Origin of the sequence: Micromonospora lupini, from assembly GCF_026342015.1 — a bacterium.
GTDB lineage: Bacteria > Actinomycetota > Actinomycetes > Mycobacteriales > Micromonosporaceae > Micromonospora > Micromonospora lupini_B.
The window spans coordinates 3,093,358-3,108,881 of sequence record NZ_JAPENL010000001.1 but is presented as its reverse complement, the minus strand read 5'-3'; the positions used below and the strand labels follow the sequence as shown (position 1 = coordinate 3,108,881).

Annotated in this window: 18 protein-coding genes; 13 read left to right on the top strand and 5 right to left on the bottom strand. The window is 72.3% G+C overall.

Translation table 11 applies throughout. The features are described 5' to 3' along the window. Positions 1-43 precede the first annotated feature (43 nt). The 7 genes from OOJ91_RS14430 to era all read left to right on the top strand — a co-directional run bounded on the left by OOJ91_RS14430 (position 44) and on the right by era (position 6,145). Positions 44-403 (top strand): histidine triad nucleotide-binding protein, encoded by a 360-nt coding sequence (locus OOJ91_RS14430; RefSeq protein ID WP_007463963.1) that lies wholly within the window; start codon positions 44-46, stop codon positions 401-403. Next, positions 400-1,785, top strand: a complete 1,386-nt coding sequence (locus tag OOJ91_RS14425) for a serine hydrolase domain-containing protein (RefSeq protein ID WP_266245119.1) — start codon at positions 400-402, stop codon at positions 1,783-1,785. Before OOJ91_RS14430 ends, OOJ91_RS14425 begins: the two co-directional genes overlap by 4 nt. Before the next feature lie 131 nt (positions 1,786-1,916). Next, entirely contained in the window at positions 1,917-2,975 is a 1,059-nt protein-coding gene (locus OOJ91_RS14420) for a PhoH family protein (RefSeq protein WP_266245118.1), read from the top strand. A gap of 15 nt (positions 2,976-2,990) precedes the next feature. After that, positions 2,991-3,464, top strand: coding sequence for an rRNA maturation RNase YbeY (gene ybeY, locus OOJ91_RS14415; RefSeq protein ID WP_266245117.1), 474 nt, complete (start codon positions 2,991-2,993; stop codon positions 3,462-3,464). Next, complete coding sequence (locus tag OOJ91_RS14410) at positions 3,440-4,864, top strand: hemolysin family protein (RefSeq protein ID WP_266245397.1); 1,425 nt, start codon at positions 3,440-3,442, stop codon at positions 4,862-4,864. The genes ybeY and OOJ91_RS14410 overlap by 25 nt, the downstream gene beginning before the upstream one ends. After that, the gene (locus OOJ91_RS14405; RefSeq protein WP_007463949.1) at positions 4,857-5,243 is read left to right on the top strand and encodes a hypothetical protein; all 387 of its coding nucleotides are present in this window, start codon (positions 4,857-4,859) and stop codon (positions 5,241-5,243) included. The genes OOJ91_RS14410 and OOJ91_RS14405 overlap by 8 nt, the downstream gene beginning before the upstream one ends. Then, a complete protein-coding gene (era, locus tag OOJ91_RS14400; protein ID WP_266245114.1) occupies positions 5,240-6,145 on the top strand; it encodes a GTPase Era in 906 nt (301 codons plus the stop codon). Before OOJ91_RS14405 ends, era begins: the two co-directional genes overlap by 4 nt. A gap of 96 nt (positions 6,146-6,241) precedes the next feature. Here the strand turns inward: era and OOJ91_RS14395 are convergent, their stop codons facing one another. After that, entirely contained in the window at positions 6,242-7,048 is an 807-nt protein-coding gene (locus OOJ91_RS14395; protein WP_266245113.1) for a DUF4097 family beta strand repeat-containing protein, read from the bottom strand. A 102-nt stretch (positions 7,049-7,150) separates the two neighbouring features. Between OOJ91_RS14395 and recO the strand changes: the two genes are divergently transcribed. The 5 genes from recO (at position 7,151) to OOJ91_RS14370 (ending at position 10,304) form a co-directional block, all read left to right on the top strand. Continuing rightward, complete coding sequence (gene recO / locus OOJ91_RS14390) at positions 7,151-8,026, top strand: DNA repair protein RecO (protein ID WP_266245112.1); 876 nt, start codon at positions 7,151-7,153, stop codon at positions 8,024-8,026. Positions 8,027-8,034: 8 nt separating this feature from the next. Further along, on the top strand, positions 8,035-8,835 hold the full coding sequence (locus OOJ91_RS14385; protein ID WP_266245396.1) for an isoprenyl transferase: 801 nt from the start codon (positions 8,035-8,037) through the stop codon (positions 8,833-8,835). Positions 8,836-8,903: 68 nt separating this feature from the next. Next, complete coding sequence (locus OOJ91_RS14380) at positions 8,904-9,089, top strand: hypothetical protein (RefSeq protein ID WP_007463934.1); 186 nt, start codon at positions 8,904-8,906, stop codon at positions 9,087-9,089. Between the two features lie 229 nt (positions 9,090-9,318). Further along, positions 9,319-9,546 (top strand): thioredoxin reductase, encoded by a 228-nt coding sequence (locus tag OOJ91_RS14375; RefSeq protein WP_266245111.1) that lies wholly within the window; start codon positions 9,319-9,321, stop codon positions 9,544-9,546. Then, positions 9,543-10,304, top strand: a complete 762-nt coding sequence (locus OOJ91_RS14370; RefSeq protein WP_266245110.1) for a pirin family protein — start codon at positions 9,543-9,545, stop codon at positions 10,302-10,304. Before OOJ91_RS14375 ends, OOJ91_RS14370 begins: the two co-directional genes overlap by 4 nt. A gap of 121 nt (positions 10,305-10,425) precedes the next feature. Here OOJ91_RS14370 and gndA read toward each other — a convergent pair whose 3' ends face one another. Together gndA and OOJ91_RS14360 are read right to left on the bottom strand one after the other, a co-directional pair. Next, positions 10,426-11,868 carry an NADP-dependent phosphogluconate dehydrogenase gene (gndA, locus tag OOJ91_RS14365; RefSeq protein WP_266245109.1) on the bottom strand — a complete coding sequence of 481 codons (1,443 nt, stop codon included), beginning with the start codon at positions 11,866-11,868 and terminating at the stop codon, positions 10,426-10,428. Between the two features lie 85 nt (positions 11,869-11,953). Next, positions 11,954-12,289 (bottom strand): MTH1187 family thiamine-binding protein, encoded by a 336-nt coding sequence (locus OOJ91_RS14360; protein ID WP_266245107.1) that lies wholly within the window; start codon positions 12,287-12,289, stop codon positions 11,954-11,956. 292 nt (positions 12,290-12,581) lie between these two features. On the opposite strand from OOJ91_RS14360, the gene OOJ91_RS14355 reads away from it, so the two are divergent. Then, positions 12,582-13,100 (top strand): hypothetical protein, encoded by a 519-nt coding sequence (locus tag OOJ91_RS14355; protein WP_266245105.1) that lies wholly within the window; start codon positions 12,582-12,584, stop codon positions 13,098-13,100. A 181-nt stretch (positions 13,101-13,281) separates the two neighbouring features. Here the strand turns inward: OOJ91_RS14355 and OOJ91_RS14350 are convergent, their stop codons facing one another. Beyond that, entirely contained in the window at positions 13,282-14,082 is an 801-nt protein-coding gene (locus tag OOJ91_RS14350) for an energy-coupling factor transporter transmembrane component T family protein (RefSeq protein ID WP_266245104.1), read from the bottom strand. Next, positions 14,079-15,497 carry an ABC transporter ATP-binding protein gene (locus tag OOJ91_RS14345; protein ID WP_439117038.1) on the bottom strand — a complete coding sequence of 473 codons (1,419 nt, stop codon included), beginning with the start codon at positions 15,495-15,497 and terminating at the stop codon, positions 14,079-14,081. Before OOJ91_RS14345 ends, OOJ91_RS14350 begins: the two co-directional genes overlap by 4 nt. Between the last annotated feature and the right edge of the window lie 27 nt (positions 15,498-15,524).

Below are 15,524 nucleotides of genomic sequence, written 5' to 3'. Positions count from 1 at the left end.
GGCCATCCTGCCCGAGCCGGTCGCGCTTACCTACACTGCCCCGATGGGATCCGACTGCCTGTTCTGCCGCATCGTCGCCGGGGAGATCCCGGCCACAGTGGTCCGGGAGACCGCCACCACGCTCGCCTTCCGCGACATCGACCCGAAGGCCCCGGTGCACGTCCTGGTCATTCCGAAGGAGCACTACGCCGACGTCGCCACGCTCGCCGAGGGCGATCCGGCGCTGGCCGGTGCGGTACTCGCCACGGCCGCCGCGGTGGCCGAGGACGAGGGGCTGCTCGGCGACGGGTTCCGGCTGATGTTCAACACCGGGGCGTACGGCGGGCAGGAGGTGTTCCACGCGCACGCCCACCTGCTCGGTGGCGCTCCGCTCGGCCCGATGCTCGCCCGGGACCTGGCGTGACGGACGGACCGGACGCGTACGACAGGTTGGGTCGGCTGGTCCGGCGGGTGCAGGCCGACGCGCGGGTGCCGGCGGTGTCGGCGGCGCTGCACCGCGCCGACCGGCCGCTGTGGACCTGCACCGTCGGAGGCACCGGCACCGACAGCCCGTTGGGTCCGGGCACCCAGTTCCGGATCGGCTCGGTCACCAAGACCTTCACGGCGGTGCTCACCCTGCAGTGCCGCGACGACGGGCTGCTGGACCTGGACGACCAGGTGAGCCGGCACCTGGAGCTTCCCGCGCACGGCGAGTTGACCGTGCGCCGGCTGCTGTCGCACACCGGCGGCCTGCAACGCGAGCCGTTCGGTGACGTCTGGGACACCCTGGACGCGCCGGACGCCGAGCAGTTGGTGGCCGGGCTGGACCGCGCCGAGCGGGTGCTGCCCACCGGCCGTCGGTTCCACTACTCCAACCTGGGTCTGGCCGTGCTCGGCCTGCTGGTCGGCCGACTACGCGGGGGAAGTTGGGCGGAGGTGCTCGCCGAGCGGGTGCTGACGCCGCTGGGGCTGACCGACACCACAGTGACGCCCAGGCCCTCGGCGGCCACCGGCTACCTGGTCGACGCGTACTCCGACGAGGCGCACCCGGAGCCGCCGACCGACCTCGGCGCGGTCGGCCCGGCGGCCCAGCTCTGGAGCACCGCTACCGACATGGCCCGCTGGGCGGCGTTCCTCGCCGACCCGGCGGCGCTCGACCCGGCCGGCGCGGTGCTCGCCCCGGGCACCCTGGACGAGATGCGCTGGCCGCTGACCACCACCGACGAGACGCTCTGGGGCGCCGGCTTCGGGCTCGGCCTGATCCTCGTCCCGCAGGGCGAACGGGTGGTGCACGTGGGGCACGACGGCGCGATGCCGGGCTTCCTGGCCGGCGTGTACGGCCGTCGGGGCGGCGACGGCACGGCCGGCGCGATGGGCGTCGCGGTGCTCGGTTCGTCAGGTACGGCGGCCGAGCTGTTAGAGCTGCCGCACCGGCTGCTCACCGAGGCTGTCGAACACGACCCCGCCGACATCGAGCCCTGGGTGCCCGGCGCATCCGCTCCGGCAGCCCTGCGGGGGATGCTCGGCCGCTGGTGGGGCGAGGGTTCCGAATATGTCTTCTCCTGGCACGACGGCACCCTTCAGGCGCGCGGGGTCCGGGACCCGGCGGGCCGCCCGCCGGCGGTCTTCGCACCGCTGCCGGACCGGCCGGACGTGTTCCGGACGGTCTCCGGCCGGGAGGTCGGCGAGCTGCTGCGGCTCACCCGGGACGACTCACGGACGGTGGTCCGGATGCACTGGGCGACCTACCGGTTCACCCGCCACCAGGAGACCTTCGACAGGTACGACTTCCGGGCCGGGAGTTGATCGCGGCCAGCGGAAATGGGCGCGATGCGGCCCGCGTTGACCCGATACGATGGGTGTAACGTCCGCACGCCGTGCCAGCAGGGCCGGCGCCGAGATCGAGAGCAGGTGCGCAGGGCCCTTCGGCCCGACCTATGACCGGCACCCCACCTCCCGGCCCGCCCCGGGTGCAGACCAGGATCACCGTGCCCGACTCCAAGATCATGGTCAATCTGCTCGGCGCGGGCGACGAGATCCTGCGACTCGTCGAACGCTCGGTCGCGAGTGACGTGCACGTCCGGGGCAACGAGATCACGATCACCGGCGCCCCCGCGGACAACGCCCTCGCCGAGCGGGTCTTCAGTGAGCTGCTCGAACTCATCGAGAAAGGCGAGACCCTGACCAGTGACGCCGTCCGGCGTACCGTCGGCATGCTCGAGCAGGGCAGCGCCGAGCGGCCCGCCGAAGTCCTGACCCTCGACATCCTCTCCCGTCGCGGGCGCACCATCCGCCCCAAGACCCTCGGGCAGAAGCGGTACGTCGACGCGATCGACTCGCACACCATCGTCTTCGGCATCGGCCCGGCCGGCACCGGCAAGACCTACCTGGCGATGGCGAAGGCCGTCCAGGCGTTGCAGGCCAAGCAGGTCAACCGCATCATCCTGACCCGACCGGCGGTCGAGGCGGGGGAGCGGCTGGGCTTCCTGCCCGGCACGCTCAACGAGAAGATCGACCCGTACCTGCGCCCGCTCTACGATGCGCTGCACGAGATGCTCGACCCCGAGTCGATCCCGAGGCTGATGGCCCAGGGGACGATCGAGGTCGCCCCGCTGGCGTACATGCGGGGCCGGACCCTCTCTGATGCGTTCATCATCCTGGACGAGGCGCAGAACACGACGCCCGAGCAGATGAAGATGTTCCTCACCCGGCTCGGCTTCAACTCCAAGATCGTCGTGACGGGTGACATCACCCAGGTGGACCTTCCCGGCGGGACGAGCAGCGGCCTGCGGGTGGTTCGGGACATCCTGGAGAACGTCGACGACGTGCACTTCTCCCAGTTGTCCAGCTCCGACGTGGTCCGCCACCGGCTGGTCGGGGAGATCGTCGACGCGTACGCCCGCTGGGACGCCGAGCGGGAGAACCAGCAGGCGCAGGGCGTCCATGCCGTGCCCGGGCGACCCGCCCAGGGCGGCCGGGCCGGCCGCCGCCGCTAAAGCAGAGGAAAGCAGTTGTCCATCGAGATCGCCAACGAGTCCGGTGTCGAGGTCGACACCGACGCCGTGCTCGCCGTCGCCCGGCACGCCCTCGACGAGATGGGGGTCAACCCCCTCGCCGAGCTGTCCGTGTTGCTTGTCGACGTCGACTACATGACCGAGCTGAACCACCGCTGGATGGGCGGGGACGGCCCGACAGACGTGCTCGCCTTCCCGATGGACGAGGGAAGCGTCGACCACGGTCCGGGCGAGAGCGCCCCCGCCGGCGGCGAGCCCGCCCTGCTCGGTGACATCGTGCTGTGCCCCGAGGTCGCGGCCAAGCAGGCGGCGACCGCCGGCCACGCCTCGGCCGACGAGCTGCACCTGCTCACCGTGCACGGGGTGCTGCACCTGCTCGGCTACGACCACGCCGAGCCGGAGGAGGAGCGCGAGATGTTCGCTCTGCAGGCTCGACTGCTGGCGAGCTGGCGGTCGACCCGCACCCAGTGATGTCCACTCCTCCGTTACTCGCGGTCGGCCCCACGGCCGGCCTTCCCGACCTGCAACTGATCGTCTTCGCGGCGGGCCTGGTGGTGCTGGCCGGTGTGATCGCCATGACCGAGGCGGCGCTCGCCGCGGTCTCGCCGGCCCGGGCCGCCGAGCTGGCCCGCGACGGTGTACGCGGCGCCCGGACCCTCCAGGTCGTGGCCTCGGACGTCGTCCGGCACCTCAACCTGTTGCTGTTGCTGCGGCTGCTCGCCGAGCTGACCGCCACCACGCTTGTGGCGTTGGTAGCGGTGGACAGCTTCGGCGCCGGCTGGCGTGCCGCGCTTGTCACCGCCGGCGCGATGACAGTGGTCAGCTTCGTGGTGGTCGGTGTCGCGCCGCGCACCATCGGCCGGCAGCACGCGTACGCGGTGGGTCGGGCGGTCGCGCCGCTGGTCCGCTGGCTGGGCCGCGCGCTCAACCCCCTCGCGTCGCTGCTCATCCTGATCGGCAACGCGGTCACCCCGGGGCGCGGCTTCCGGGAGGGGCCGTTCGCCAGCCAGGTGGAGCTGCGCGAGCTGGTGGACCTGGCCGAGCAGCGCGGCGTCGTGGAGCACGGCGAACGTCAGATGATCCACTCGGTCTTCGCGCTCGGCGACACCATCGCCCGCGAGGTGATGGTGCCGCGTACCGAGATGGTGTGGATCGAGGAGGGCAAGACCCTCGCCCAGGCGTTGGTGCTGTTCCTGCGTTCAGGTTTCTCCCGCATTCCGGTGATCGGCGAGAGCGTCGACGACGTGCTCGGGGTGCTCTACCTCAAGGACCTGATCCGCAGGTCGCGGGGCGGCGAGCCGGACGCCGAGCAGTTGCCGGTGGCCGAGCTGATGCGCCCCGCCACCTTCGTGCCGGAGTCCAAGCCTGTCGACGATCTGCTGTCGGAGATGCAGGCGGCCCGCAACCACCTGGTCGTCGTTGTCGACGAGTACGGCGGCACCGGTGGTCTGGTCACCATCGAGGACATCCTGGAGGAGATCGTCGGTGAGATCACCGACGAGTACGATGTCGAACGCCCGCCTGTCGAACGCCTCGCGGACTCCTCGGTGCGGGTGACCGCCCGCCTGCCGGTGGAGAACCTGGGCGAGATGTTCGGCGCCGACCTGCCCACCGACGAGGTGGAGACGGTCGGTGGCCTGCTCGCCCAGTCGCTGGGGCGGGTGCCGATCCCCGGAGCGCAGGCCGAGGTGGCCGGTCTCCGACTGGTCGCCGAGGGCACCACGGGCCGGCGCAACCGGATCGACACAGTCCTGGTCAGCAGGGTCGAGTCGGGCGACGAGCAGGACAGCACCGGGCGCGGCGACCACGCCGGCCCCGGGGACGACCCGGACCATTACCGAGACGAGGAGAGGCAAGCCGCCGATGCCTGAGACACCCGCCGCGCCCGCCGCCCGGCCCACCCCCACCGCGCCGGCGCCGCTGAGCGCGGAGGACGGCAAGCTCGTCGTCCTGGCCCGGGGCGCCCGTGGGCGGGTCGGTGCCGTGGAGGGCGCCGCGGTCCGGGACTCCGACGGCCGGACGTACGCGGCGGCAAGCGTCGCGCTGCCCTCGCTTACCCTGACGGCCCTGCAGTTGGCGGTGGCCTCGGCGGTGGCCGCCGGGGCGGGTCGGCTGGAGGCGGCGGCGGTGGTGACCGAGGCGTCGACGCTTGACGGCGCCGGTCACGCCGCGGTGCGCGATCTCGCCGTGGACGCGCCGATCCACGTGGCCGCGCCGGACGGCACGGTGCTCGGCACGGTGACCGAGTGAGCCCCGTCCAGGATCCGGAGCCGCGCCCGTACCGGGCCGGGTTCGGCTGCTTCGTGGGCCGGCCCAACGCCGGCAAGTCCACGCTCACCAACGCGATCGTCGGCACGAAGATCGCGATCACCTCGAACAAGCCGCAGACCACCCGGCACGTCATCCGGGCGGTCCTGCACCGTCCGGAGTCACAGCTCGTCCTGGTGGACACGCCTGGCCTGCACCGCCCTCGTACGCTGCTCGGTGAGCGCCTCAACGATCTGGTCCGCTCCACCTGGACGGAGGTCGACGTGATCGGCCTGTGCATCCCGGCGGACGAGCCGGTGGGACGCGGCGACCGGTTCATCACCGGCGAGCTGGCCGAGCTGAAGGCGACAGTGCTGGCGGTCGTCACCAAGACCGACCTGGTGGACAAGCGCCGCCTGGCCGAGCAGTTGCTCGCGGTGAGTCAGATGGGGGAGTTCGCCGAGATCGTGCCGGTGAGCGCGGTCTCCGGGCACCAGGTGGACACGCTCGTCGACGTGATGACCAAATACCTGCCGCCGTCGCCCCAGCTCTACCCGGACGACATGCTTACCGACGACCCGGAGCAGGTGATGGTCGCGGAGCTGATCCGGGAGGCCGCCCTGGAGGGCGTCCGCGACGAGCTGCCGCACTCCATCGCCGTGGTGGTCGAGGAGATGGTCCCCGAGGGGAAGGTCATCAAGATCTACGCCGACCTGTACGTGGAACGGCCCAGTCAGAAGGCAATCGTCCTCGGCCACAAGGCGAGCCGGCTCAAGGAGGTCGGCACGAACGCCCGCCGGCAGATCGAGGAGCTGCTCGGCAGCCGGGTCTATCTCGACCTGCACGTGCGGGTCGCGAAGGACTGGCAGCGCGACCCGAGGCAGTTGCGCAAGCTGGGTTTCTGAGCGCCATCCGGCGGGACCGTGGGACGAGTGGCCGTACCGCCGCAGCGGGTGTCCGCTGCGGCGGCGACCGGCGAGATCAACGCCGGCTGATCGACGTCAACGCTGGCTGATCGACACGTCGCCGCTGCCGGCCGAGCCGTCGAGCACCAGGGACGCGGCCGGGTCGTCGGCGACTGTGATCCGGGCGTCGCCGGAGCCGGTGCTGGAGCGGACCCGGTAGCTGCCGGCCGGCACCACGAGCGAGACGTCCCCGCTGGAGGCGTGCAGACGCGCCGAGGCGGCGGTCTCCAGCTCGACTGTGACGTTGCCGGAGCCGGCCTCGGCGTCAGTCGTGCCGCCCACCCGGCGAGCGGTGATGTCGCCGGAGCCGGCGCGCAGTCGTACGCCCGAACGGGCCTCGCTCAGCTCGATGTTGCCGGAGCCGGTCTCCACGTCGATCGCCCCGGTGACGTCGCTGATCCGTACGTCGCCGGAGCCCAGCCGCAGCTTCACCGCGCCGATCTTGGTCAGCTCGACGTCACCTGAGCCGCTCTCGCCCTGCACGGTCACGCCCTCTCCGACTGTCACCTCGTAGGAGACGCTGCACCTGTCGCCGCAGTCGGTGTTCAGCACCAGCTCGCTGTCCTTGATCTCGTACCGGGCCTTGGGTTCGCCGCCCTGGTAGCGCACGACCCGCTTGATCCGTGCCTCGCCGGCGGTGCCGGTGCCCCGGACGATCACGTCTCCGGAGCCTCCCTCCACCCGGACGGTGGTGATCTTCACGGCCTCGGTGTTGTCGTAGTCGAGCCGGCGGAAGGACAGGTTGTCGCACGCGGCGAGCAGGATGAGGGCGGTGGTCAGCCCCAACGCGACGGGCGCGGCGGCGCGGCGACGACGGGCGGCGGTGGTCTGGTGCAGTGCCATGGCGAGCACGCTACGGCCGGTGACGAGCCTGGCGCATCGGGGTTCGTCCGTGCGTCCACCCCGAACCGACCCTGATTTCACACCCCGAGGGAGAATGGTCCGATGGCCGGGTACCGCCGACAGCTCTACCGCGACGACGCGGTGGTGCTGCGCGTGCAGAAGCTCGGCGAGTCCGACCGGATCATCACGCTGCTCACCCGTCGGCACGGCCGACTGCGGGCGGTCGCCCGGGGGGTCCGGCGCACCATGAGCAAGTTCGGCGCCCGGCTGGAGCCGTTCGGTCACGTCGACCTCCAGCTCGCCGGTGACCCCAAGGGCAACCTCGGCAGTGCGCTGCACACCGTCAGCCAGGTCGAGGGCATCGAGCTGTACGGCAAGCGGTTCCTCGGGGACTATCCCCGCTACACGGCGGCCAGCGCGATCGCCGAGACCGCCGAGCGGCTGACGCCCGTCGAGCGGGAGCCGTCGCTGCGGCTGTTCCAGCTCACCGTGGGGGCGCTGAAGGCGCTGTCCCGGGGCGAGCACGCGACGACGCTTGTGCTCGACGCGTACCTGCTGCGCGGGATGGCTCTCGCGGGCTGGGCGCCGGCGCTCATCGCCTGCGCGGTCTGCGGCACCCCCGGGCGGCACCGCGCGTTCTCCGTGCCCGCCGGGGGCGCGGTCTGCCCGGACTGCCGGCCGCCCGGCGCGGCCCACCCCGCGCCGGCGACAATCGACCTGATGTCCGCGCTGACCACCGGCGACTGGGTGGTCGCCGACGCCACCGAGACCGGTGTACGCCGGGAGTGCAGTGGGCTGGTCGCGGCGCACCTCCAGTGGCACCTGGAACGCGCGCTACGCTCGCTGCCGCTGGTCGACCGGGGGCCCTCGGTCGCCGGCACGGTCCCGCCGCCGGGCGGCGGTGGGGCTGCGATGCTCCGGCCGCGCGGTGACGCCGAGGCCGGGGCGGACGGCACGAGCAGGGAGAGAGCCGAGTGATCCGATCGATGAGGTCCGGCCGGCGCGAGCCGACGCCACCGACGCCGCACCCGTCCGGTGCCCGGCCGCCGGCGCTGCCCAGCGAGGCGGTGCCGAAGCATGTGGCAGTCGTGATGGACGGCAACGGCCGGTGGGCCAAGGACCGCGGGTTGCCCCGCACCAAGGGTCACGAGGCGGGGGAGCACAGCCTCTTCGACACCATCGAGGGCGCCATCGAGATGGGCATCCCCTACCTGTCGGCGTACGCGTTCTCCACCGAGAACTGGCGGCGCTCACCCGACGAGGTCCGGTTCCTGATGGGGTTCAACCGGGACGTGATCCGTCGACGCCGCGACCAGCTGGTCGACCTCGGCGTCCGGGTGGTCTGGTCCGGGCGGCCGGGGCGGTTGTGGAAGAGCGTCATCTCCGAGTTGCAGACCGCCGAGGAGATGTCCCGGGGCAACTCGACGCTTACCCTGCAGTTCTGCGTGAACTACGGCGGGCAGGCCGAGATCGGCGACGCCGCCGCGGCGATAGCCCGGGACGTGGCGGCCGGTCGACTGGATCCGTCGAAGGTGACCGAGAAGACCGTCGCCAAGTACCTCTACCACCCGGAGATCCCGGAGGTGGACCTGTTCCTGCGGCCGTCCGGCGAGGAGCGGATCTCCAATTTCCTGCTCTGGCAGACCGCGTACGCCGAACTGGTCTTCCTGGACACGCTCTGGCCGGACTTCGACCGCCGCCACCTGTGGTACGCGTGTGAGCTGTACGCCCAGCGGGACCGGCGCTTCGGCGGCGCGCTGCCCAACCCGGTGGCCCCGACGGTCTGAGTGAGGCTTACCCACACGTCACGTTGGGTATCAGGACGTCAGACAGCCACTGACGGAGGTGAACCCACATGATCCAGAAGCGCATTGCCCAGTGGGCGGTGATGGCCGTCGCGGTGCCGCTGGCCGCGGCCGGCGCCCGCCGGCTCAGCCACACCCTGGAGGCCCGGCGTGGTCCCTCCGGGGCGACCCGGCTGCTGACCAGGGGCGCGGATCTGATCCGCCCGCAGAAGGCCAAGCGCCGCCGGTTCTGGTAGATCCCGACTCTCCGGCGCCGCCCGCACGAACGCGGGCGGCGCCTTTTCGTGCCCACGCCCATCGCTCCGGCCGCCGGTGTCGGAGGTGGCGGCGTCGCTCGGGCGGCCTGGTGGACGTGGCGGCGTCGCTCGGGCGGTCGACGTGGGATGTGCGACCGTTCGCAGGTGGTGGGGGATGGGGGCGGGTAGGGTCCGGAGATGGCGGGATGATGGCGGTTGGGATGGATATATGCGGGATATCCGATTCAAGATGATCATGGCGTTGAACGCGGCCGATCTGGGTGACCCGATCTGCGAACAGGTTGCCGAGATCTGCGCCGAGATCGCCGAGCAGCACTGTGCGGAGTTCGGTCACACGCCGCAGCTGCGTACCGGTGAGATCGCCGAGCTGGCCACCGGAGAGCCGGCCCTGACCTGGGCGCCGTCGACCCCCGACACCGGGCAGCGTGCCTGGTGACCGCGCCCGCGCCGTCGGTGGACGTGCGTCGCGCCGACGACCGGTTCGCCACCCGCATCTCCTGGTTGGACTCCAAGCACTCCTTCTCGTTCTCCCGGCACTACGACCCGTCCAACACCCACCATGGGCTGCTGCTTGTCAACAACGACGACGTGGTCCGGCCGGGCGCCGGCTTCGAGACCCATCCGCACGAGGACATGGAGATCGTCACCTGGGTGCTGCGCGGCTCGCTCGTGCACCAGGACTCCACAGGCCACTCCGGAGTGATCTACCCGGGCCTGGCGCAGCGGATGAGCGCCGGCACCGGCATCCTGCACTCGGAGAAGAACGACGCCTGGCGGCTCGACAACCAGGAACCGCACAGCGACCCCGTGCACTTCGTGCAGATGTGGGTGCTCCCCGACGAGCAGGGCGTCGACCCCGGGTACGAGCAGTTGGAGATCGAGGACGAGTTGCTGCGCGGCGGCCTGGTGCCGATCGCCTCGGGCATGGACCGCTACGACAGCGCGTCCGCGATCCGGATCCGCAACCGGTACGCGACCCTGCACGCCGCCCGACTCGGCCCCGGCGACGAGGTCACCATCCCGGACGCGCCCTTCGTGCACCTGTACGTGCCCAATGGCACGGTGACCCTGGAGGACAGCGGCCCGCTCGGCACCGGCGACGCCGCCCGGCTCACCATGACCGGCGGCCGGCGGGTGACCGCCGACGAGCCGGCCGAGATCCTCGTCTGGGAGATGCACGCCACCGTCGCCTGACCGCGTCCCGCCCTCGAAGACGCCACACGAACAAGGATGTAGTGGCCTCCCCGGACGGTGAGGCCACTACATCCCGGATCGAGCACGATCATGAGCGCGGCGCGCGTCGTGCAGTGACGCGTTACGCCGGGGACTCGGTGCGGTCGCCGGCCCAGGTGGTGTGGAACGAGCCCTCGCGGTCGACACGCTGGTAGGTGTGCGCGCCGAAGTTGTCCCGCAGGCCCTGGATCAGCGCGGCGGGCAGTCGCTCGGCGCGCAGCGCGTCGAAGTACGCAAGCGACGACGAGAACGCAGGCGTCGGCACACCCGCCCGGGCCGCGTCGGCCACGACCCGCCGCCAGCTCGGCACACCGGCAGCGACAGCCTCGGCGAAGTACGGCGCTACCAGCAGCGTCGGCAGGTCGGGCTGCTCGTCGTACGCCTCGCGGATGCGGTTCAGGAAGCGGGCGCGGATGATGCAGCCGCCCCGCCAGATGGTCGCCGTGCCACCGAGGTCGATGTCCCAGTTGAACTCCTGGCTGCCGGCCCGGATGTGGTCGAAGCCCTGCGCGTACGCGACGATCTTGGAAGCGAGCAGCGCCCGGCGGACGTCCTCCACGAACGTGTCCCGGTCGGCGACCTGCCACTGCTCACCCGCGTCCGGGAAGGCCCGGCGGGCGGCCTCGCGCTGGTCGACGTGCCCGGACAGCGAGCGGGCGAACGTCGCCTCGGCGATCCCGGTGATCGGAATGCCCAGGTCCAGGGCGCTCTGCACGGTCCACCGACCGGTGCCCTTCTGCTCGGCCCGGTCCTGCACGACGTCGACGAACGCGCGGCCGGTCGCCGCGTCGGTGTGCGCGAGCACGTCGGCGGTGATCTCGATGAGGAACGACTCCAGCTCGCCGCCGTTCCAGTCGCGGAAGATCTCCGCGATCTCCGCCGGCTTCGCGCCCAGGCCGGCCCGGAGCAGGTCGTACGCCTCGGCGATGAGCTGCATGTCGGCGTACTCGATGCCGTTGTGCACCATCTTGACGAAGTGCCCGGCGCCGTCCGGCCCGACGTGGGTGCAGCACGGCACGCCGTCCACGTGAGCCGCGATCTTCTCGAACATCGGCCCGAGCTTCGCGTACGACTCGGCGGAACCGCCGGGCATGATGCTCGGCCCGAGCAGCGCGCCCTCCTCACCACCGGAGACGCCGGTGCCGCTGAAGTGCAGCCCCTGCGCGCGCAGCGCCTCCTCCCGACGGCGGGTGTCGGCGAAGTGGGCGTTGCCGCAGTCGACGATGATGTCGCCCTCGTCGAGCAACGGCACCAGCTCGTCGATCACGGCGTCGGTGGGCGCACCGGCCTTGACCATCACGATCACCGCGCGCGGCCGTTCCAGCGACGCCACGAAGTCGGCCATCGACTCACCGGGCACGAAGGCGCCCTCGTCACCGTGCTCGGCGACGAGGCTCCGGGTGCGCTCCGGGGACCGGTTGTGCACGGCCACGGTAAAGCCGTTGCGGGCCAGGTTGCGGGCCACGTTCCGGCCCATCACCGCCAGCCCGGTCACGCCGATCTGCGCCGTCGCCTGCTCAGCCATTCGTGCCGCCACCTCTCGCCGTCGAACTTCCTGCTGCGACCGTATCGCGGCGCGCGGCATCGTGGGCACGTCGTCCCACGGCGGGTCACTGCCTGGTCGCGGCCCGTCCGCCCGGCGCGTCCCCATCCCGACCGGCCAGTCGATCCTCCACACGCGCCACCTTCGCGGTGAGCGCGTCGGTGACCCCGGGCCGGACGTCTGCCTTCAGGACGACGCTCACCCGGGGCGCCTGCGCGGCCACCACGTCGACCGCCCGCTTCACCACCGCCATCACCTCGTCCCACTCACCCTCGACAGTGGTGAACATGGCGTCGGTCCGGTTGGGCAACCCGGACTCGCGGACCACCCGTACCGCCTCGGCAACCAGGTCACCAACGGAGTCGCCGGCGCCGAGCGGGGTGATCGAGAACGCGATCAGCATGCGCCGATCGTGCCAGGAAAATCGGGTGCGCGTCTCATCGGGCGGTGGTTAGGGTTCGGGCATGCGCAACTGACGCCCCTCTTCCCGAGCCGGCCCGCCGCCCCGCGATCGCGGTCCGTGCGCTCCCGGGCGTCGCGCGTCTCCGTCCACCGTTCGGCGGTGTTGACCCGGCCCGGCCCCCGGTGAGCAGTCCCTTCCCCAATCGACAGTCGCGCTGCGACGGTCACCAGCCGATCCGACCGACCGCCGGAGCGCGGGACCGTCGGGACGGTCGGCACCGAAGGAGGCCCGGATGCCTGCCAGGCGCAATCCGAAGAAGACCCGTATCCCCGCTCCAAACCCGCTGGGCACCGACCCGACGGCCGGCCACGGCCCAGCCACGGCCCGGCCGCCCGGGCTGGACCTACCAGTGAATGCGGCCCTGCCGGTGAATGCGGCCCTGCCGGTGAATGCGGCCCTGCCGGTGAATGCGGCCCTGCCGGTGAATGCGGCCCTGCCGGTGAATGCGGCCCTGCCGGCCTTGGCGGTTGAGCCCTCGCTGCCGGCGTTGCCGGTCGAGCCGTCCGGATCGGTCTACGTGCCGGCCGCCGTCGAGGTGCGAGCGGCCGTCGACGTACCGGTGGTGGTCGACGTGCCTGGGGTGGTCGAGGTGCCGGCGGCGCCAGCCGTGCCCCCGGTGGTCGACCCCTCGGCGGCCGTGCGGCCTCCGGCACCCAAGGCCGGACCACCGCAGGCCGGTGGAGCCCGCTCGGTGGGCGGCAAGAGCCAACGGGCCGGCCAGCCCCGCCGCTACGCCTTCCGACGGAGCTGACCAACCCCCGCACCGCCGGGGCGGCCGGGCGGTTGATCCGCTCAAGGTCGGCGACGTGGGGGTATCCGGGCATCGGGATGCCCCCACGTCGGCGATGTGGGGTGGATCATCGCGCGTGTCGAGGGTCATCGCGCGTGTCGAGGATCATCGCGCGTGTCGAGGAGTGAAGGTGGGGAGAGGATCAGCCGATCAGGGGGCGGAAGGTGCCGAGGAGCACGCTCGTCGTCAGGGCTGCTCCGGCCAGCGCGACCGCCCCGGCGATCAGCAGCGCGTCGGCGAGCCCGAAGCGCTGGCGTCGGGCGACGGTACGGGGTGTGTCGCCGTCGAACCCGCGTGCGTCCATCGCGACGGCCAGCCGGGTGCCTCGGCGGATCGCCCCGACCAGCAGCGCGAACGCCGTCGACGTGAACAGCCGCAGCTTCGCCACCGGGTTGCGTCCGGCGTCGACGCCGCGGGCACGCCGGGCCATGCTGATCATCTGCCACTCCTGGCCGAGCAGCGGCACCAGCCGGAACGCGGCAAGCGCGCCGATGGCGAACCGTGCCGGCGCCTTCGCGTTCTGGATCAGCGCGTCCGCCAGGTCGGTCGGGTCGGTGGTGGCGAAGACGATCACGCCGGGCAGGGCCACCGCGAAGATCCGCAGCACCAGGCCGAGAGCGGTGCGCAGCACGCCGGTGCTCACCAGCACCGGCCCGACGTCAAGCAGGACCCGGCCGGACTGGTCGGCGGCGAAGAGCACAAGGGTGACCAGGATGCCTGTGGCGCTGAGCAGCAGGGGCAGGGCGCGGCGGCCCAGCACCCGGTAGCGGACGCCGAACAGTGGCAGGACGGCGAGTTCGACAGCGATGGCGATCGCCGGCGCCACCGGGTCGAGCGTCGCCAGCAGTGTGAACGAGAAGACCAGCGCGGCTGCCACCTTCGCCACCGGGTTGCGGCGGGCCAGCGGGGCGCCGGGCGCGGCCACCGGCTCGAGGGTGATCACCCGCGCTCCAGGGTCACGGTCCGGTCGGCGACCGCGGCGACGAAGTCCAGGTCGTGGGTGACAGTGACCACGCCGTGCCCGGCGTCCCGCAAATCGGCGAAGAGGTCGACCAGTTCCCGCCAGGTCCGCCGGTCCTGCCCGAATGTCGGTTCGTCGCAGATCAGCAGGCGGGGCGCCGTGGCCAGGGCCGTCGCCACGCTCAGCCGCCGCGCCTCCCCGCCCGAGAGGGTGTACGGGTTGGCCGCCGCGAGCCGGGTCAGCCCCAGACGATCCAGCAGCGCCGTGGCGGTCTCCCGCACGGCGGCCTCGGGTTGACCCGTCCGGCGTGGCCCGAGCGCCAGCTCGTCGAAGACGGTGCCGGTGACGAACTGGTGCTCCGGGTCCTGGAAGACCGATCCGATCCGCCGGGCCAGCGCGGGCGCTCGCCAGCGGTGTGGGGGAGCGCGATGGTCCGCCCCCGCCAATTCGACCGAGGCGGTGACGCGGCCGGTGCCCGGTTTGAGCAGGCCGCCGAGCAGCAGCGCCAGGGTGGACTTGCCGGCGCCGTTGGGTCCGCGTACGGCGAGGGCCTCTCCGGCGCGTACCGCCAGGTCGGTGGGGCCCAGCCGGGACGGCAGGCCGAGCCGGTCGGCGGTGAGCAGCACGTCGCCGGGGGCGGCGGTGGCCGTGCGGGGCGCGACGGGGTGACCCGGCACCCAGACGCCTTCCGCGGCGAGGGCGGCGCCGTGTGCGGCGAAGACCGCGTCGGGCGTACCGTCCGCGCGGACCCCGCCGCCGGGCTCCAGGACTACCACCCGGTCGACAAGCGGCAGTGCCTCGGCGACCCGGTGTTCGACAAGGATCAGAGTGGTGTCGGCGTCCAGCGCGCCGGCCACCGCGCCCCGGACCAGGGCGGCCCCGTCCGGGTCGAGGTTGGCGGTCGGCTCGTCGAGAAGCAGCAGACCGGGCCGCAGGGCCAGCGCGCCGGCCAGGGCGAGGCGCTGCTGTTCGCCGCCTGAGAGCGCGGCCGTGCTGCGGTCGCGGGGGTACGGGAAACCGACCCGCCGCAGCGCCTCGTCGACCCGGCGCCAGATCTCGTCGGTCGGCACGCCCCGGTTCTCCATCCCGAACGCGACGTCGTCGCCGCTGCGCGCCATCACCAGTTGGCTCTGCGGGTCCTGGAAGACGATGCCGACCCGTTCCCGCGCCTTGCGGGGGTCGAGCCCGTCGATCTCGACGGTGCCCTCCTGCTCGCCGGAATCCTCGGGCAGCAGCCCGGCCAGCGCGCTGAGCAGGGTGCTCTTGCCGGCCCCCGAAGGCCCGAGCAGCAAAACCCGCTCCCCGGCCTCGACCCGCAGATCCACCCCGCGCAGAGCCCAGGCCCGCCTCCCGGCATGCCGCCACCCGAACCCCCGCAACAAAACCCCGCCCCCCACCCACCCACCCCCTCCGGCCCTCCGGCC

Bases quoted from the DNA above. Each gene is read 5' to 3' on its own strand.
- OOJ91_RS14430 (WP_007463963.1), top strand. From the start codon at position 44: ATGGGATCCGACTGCCTGTTCTGCCGCATCGTCGCCGGGGAGATCCCG.
- OOJ91_RS14420 (WP_266245118.1), top strand. From the start codon at position 1,917: ATGACCGGCACCCCACCTCCCGGCCCGCCCCGGGTGCAGACCAGGATC.
- OOJ91_RS14405 (WP_007463949.1), top strand. From the start codon at position 4,857: ATGCCTGAGACACCCGCCGCGCCCGCCGCCCGGCCCACCCCCACCGCG.
- OOJ91_RS14395 (WP_266245113.1), bottom strand. From the start codon at position 7,048: ATGGCACTGCACCAGACCACCGCCGCCCGTCGTCGCCGCGCCGCCGCG.
- recO (WP_266245112.1), top strand. From the start codon at position 7,151: ATGGCCGGGTACCGCCGACAGCTCTACCGCGACGACGCGGTGGTGCTG.
- OOJ91_RS14385 (WP_266245396.1), top strand. From the start codon at position 8,035: ATGAGGTCCGGCCGGCGCGAGCCGACGCCACCGACGCCGCACCCGTCC.
- OOJ91_RS14380 (WP_007463934.1), top strand. From the start codon at position 8,904: ATGATCCAGAAGCGCATTGCCCAGTGGGCGGTGATGGCCGTCGCGGTG.
- OOJ91_RS14375 (WP_266245111.1), top strand. From the start codon at position 9,319: ATGCGGGATATCCGATTCAAGATGATCATGGCGTTGAACGCGGCCGAT.
- gndA (WP_266245109.1), bottom strand. From the start codon at position 11,868: ATGGCTGAGCAGGCGACGGCGCAGATCGGCGTGACCGGGCTGGCGGTG.
- OOJ91_RS14360 (WP_266245107.1), bottom strand. From the start codon at position 12,289: ATGCTGATCGCGTTCTCGATCACCCCGCTCGGCGCCGGCGACTCCGTT.
- OOJ91_RS14355 (WP_266245105.1), top strand. From the start codon at position 12,582: ATGCCTGCCAGGCGCAATCCGAAGAAGACCCGTATCCCCGCTCCAAAC.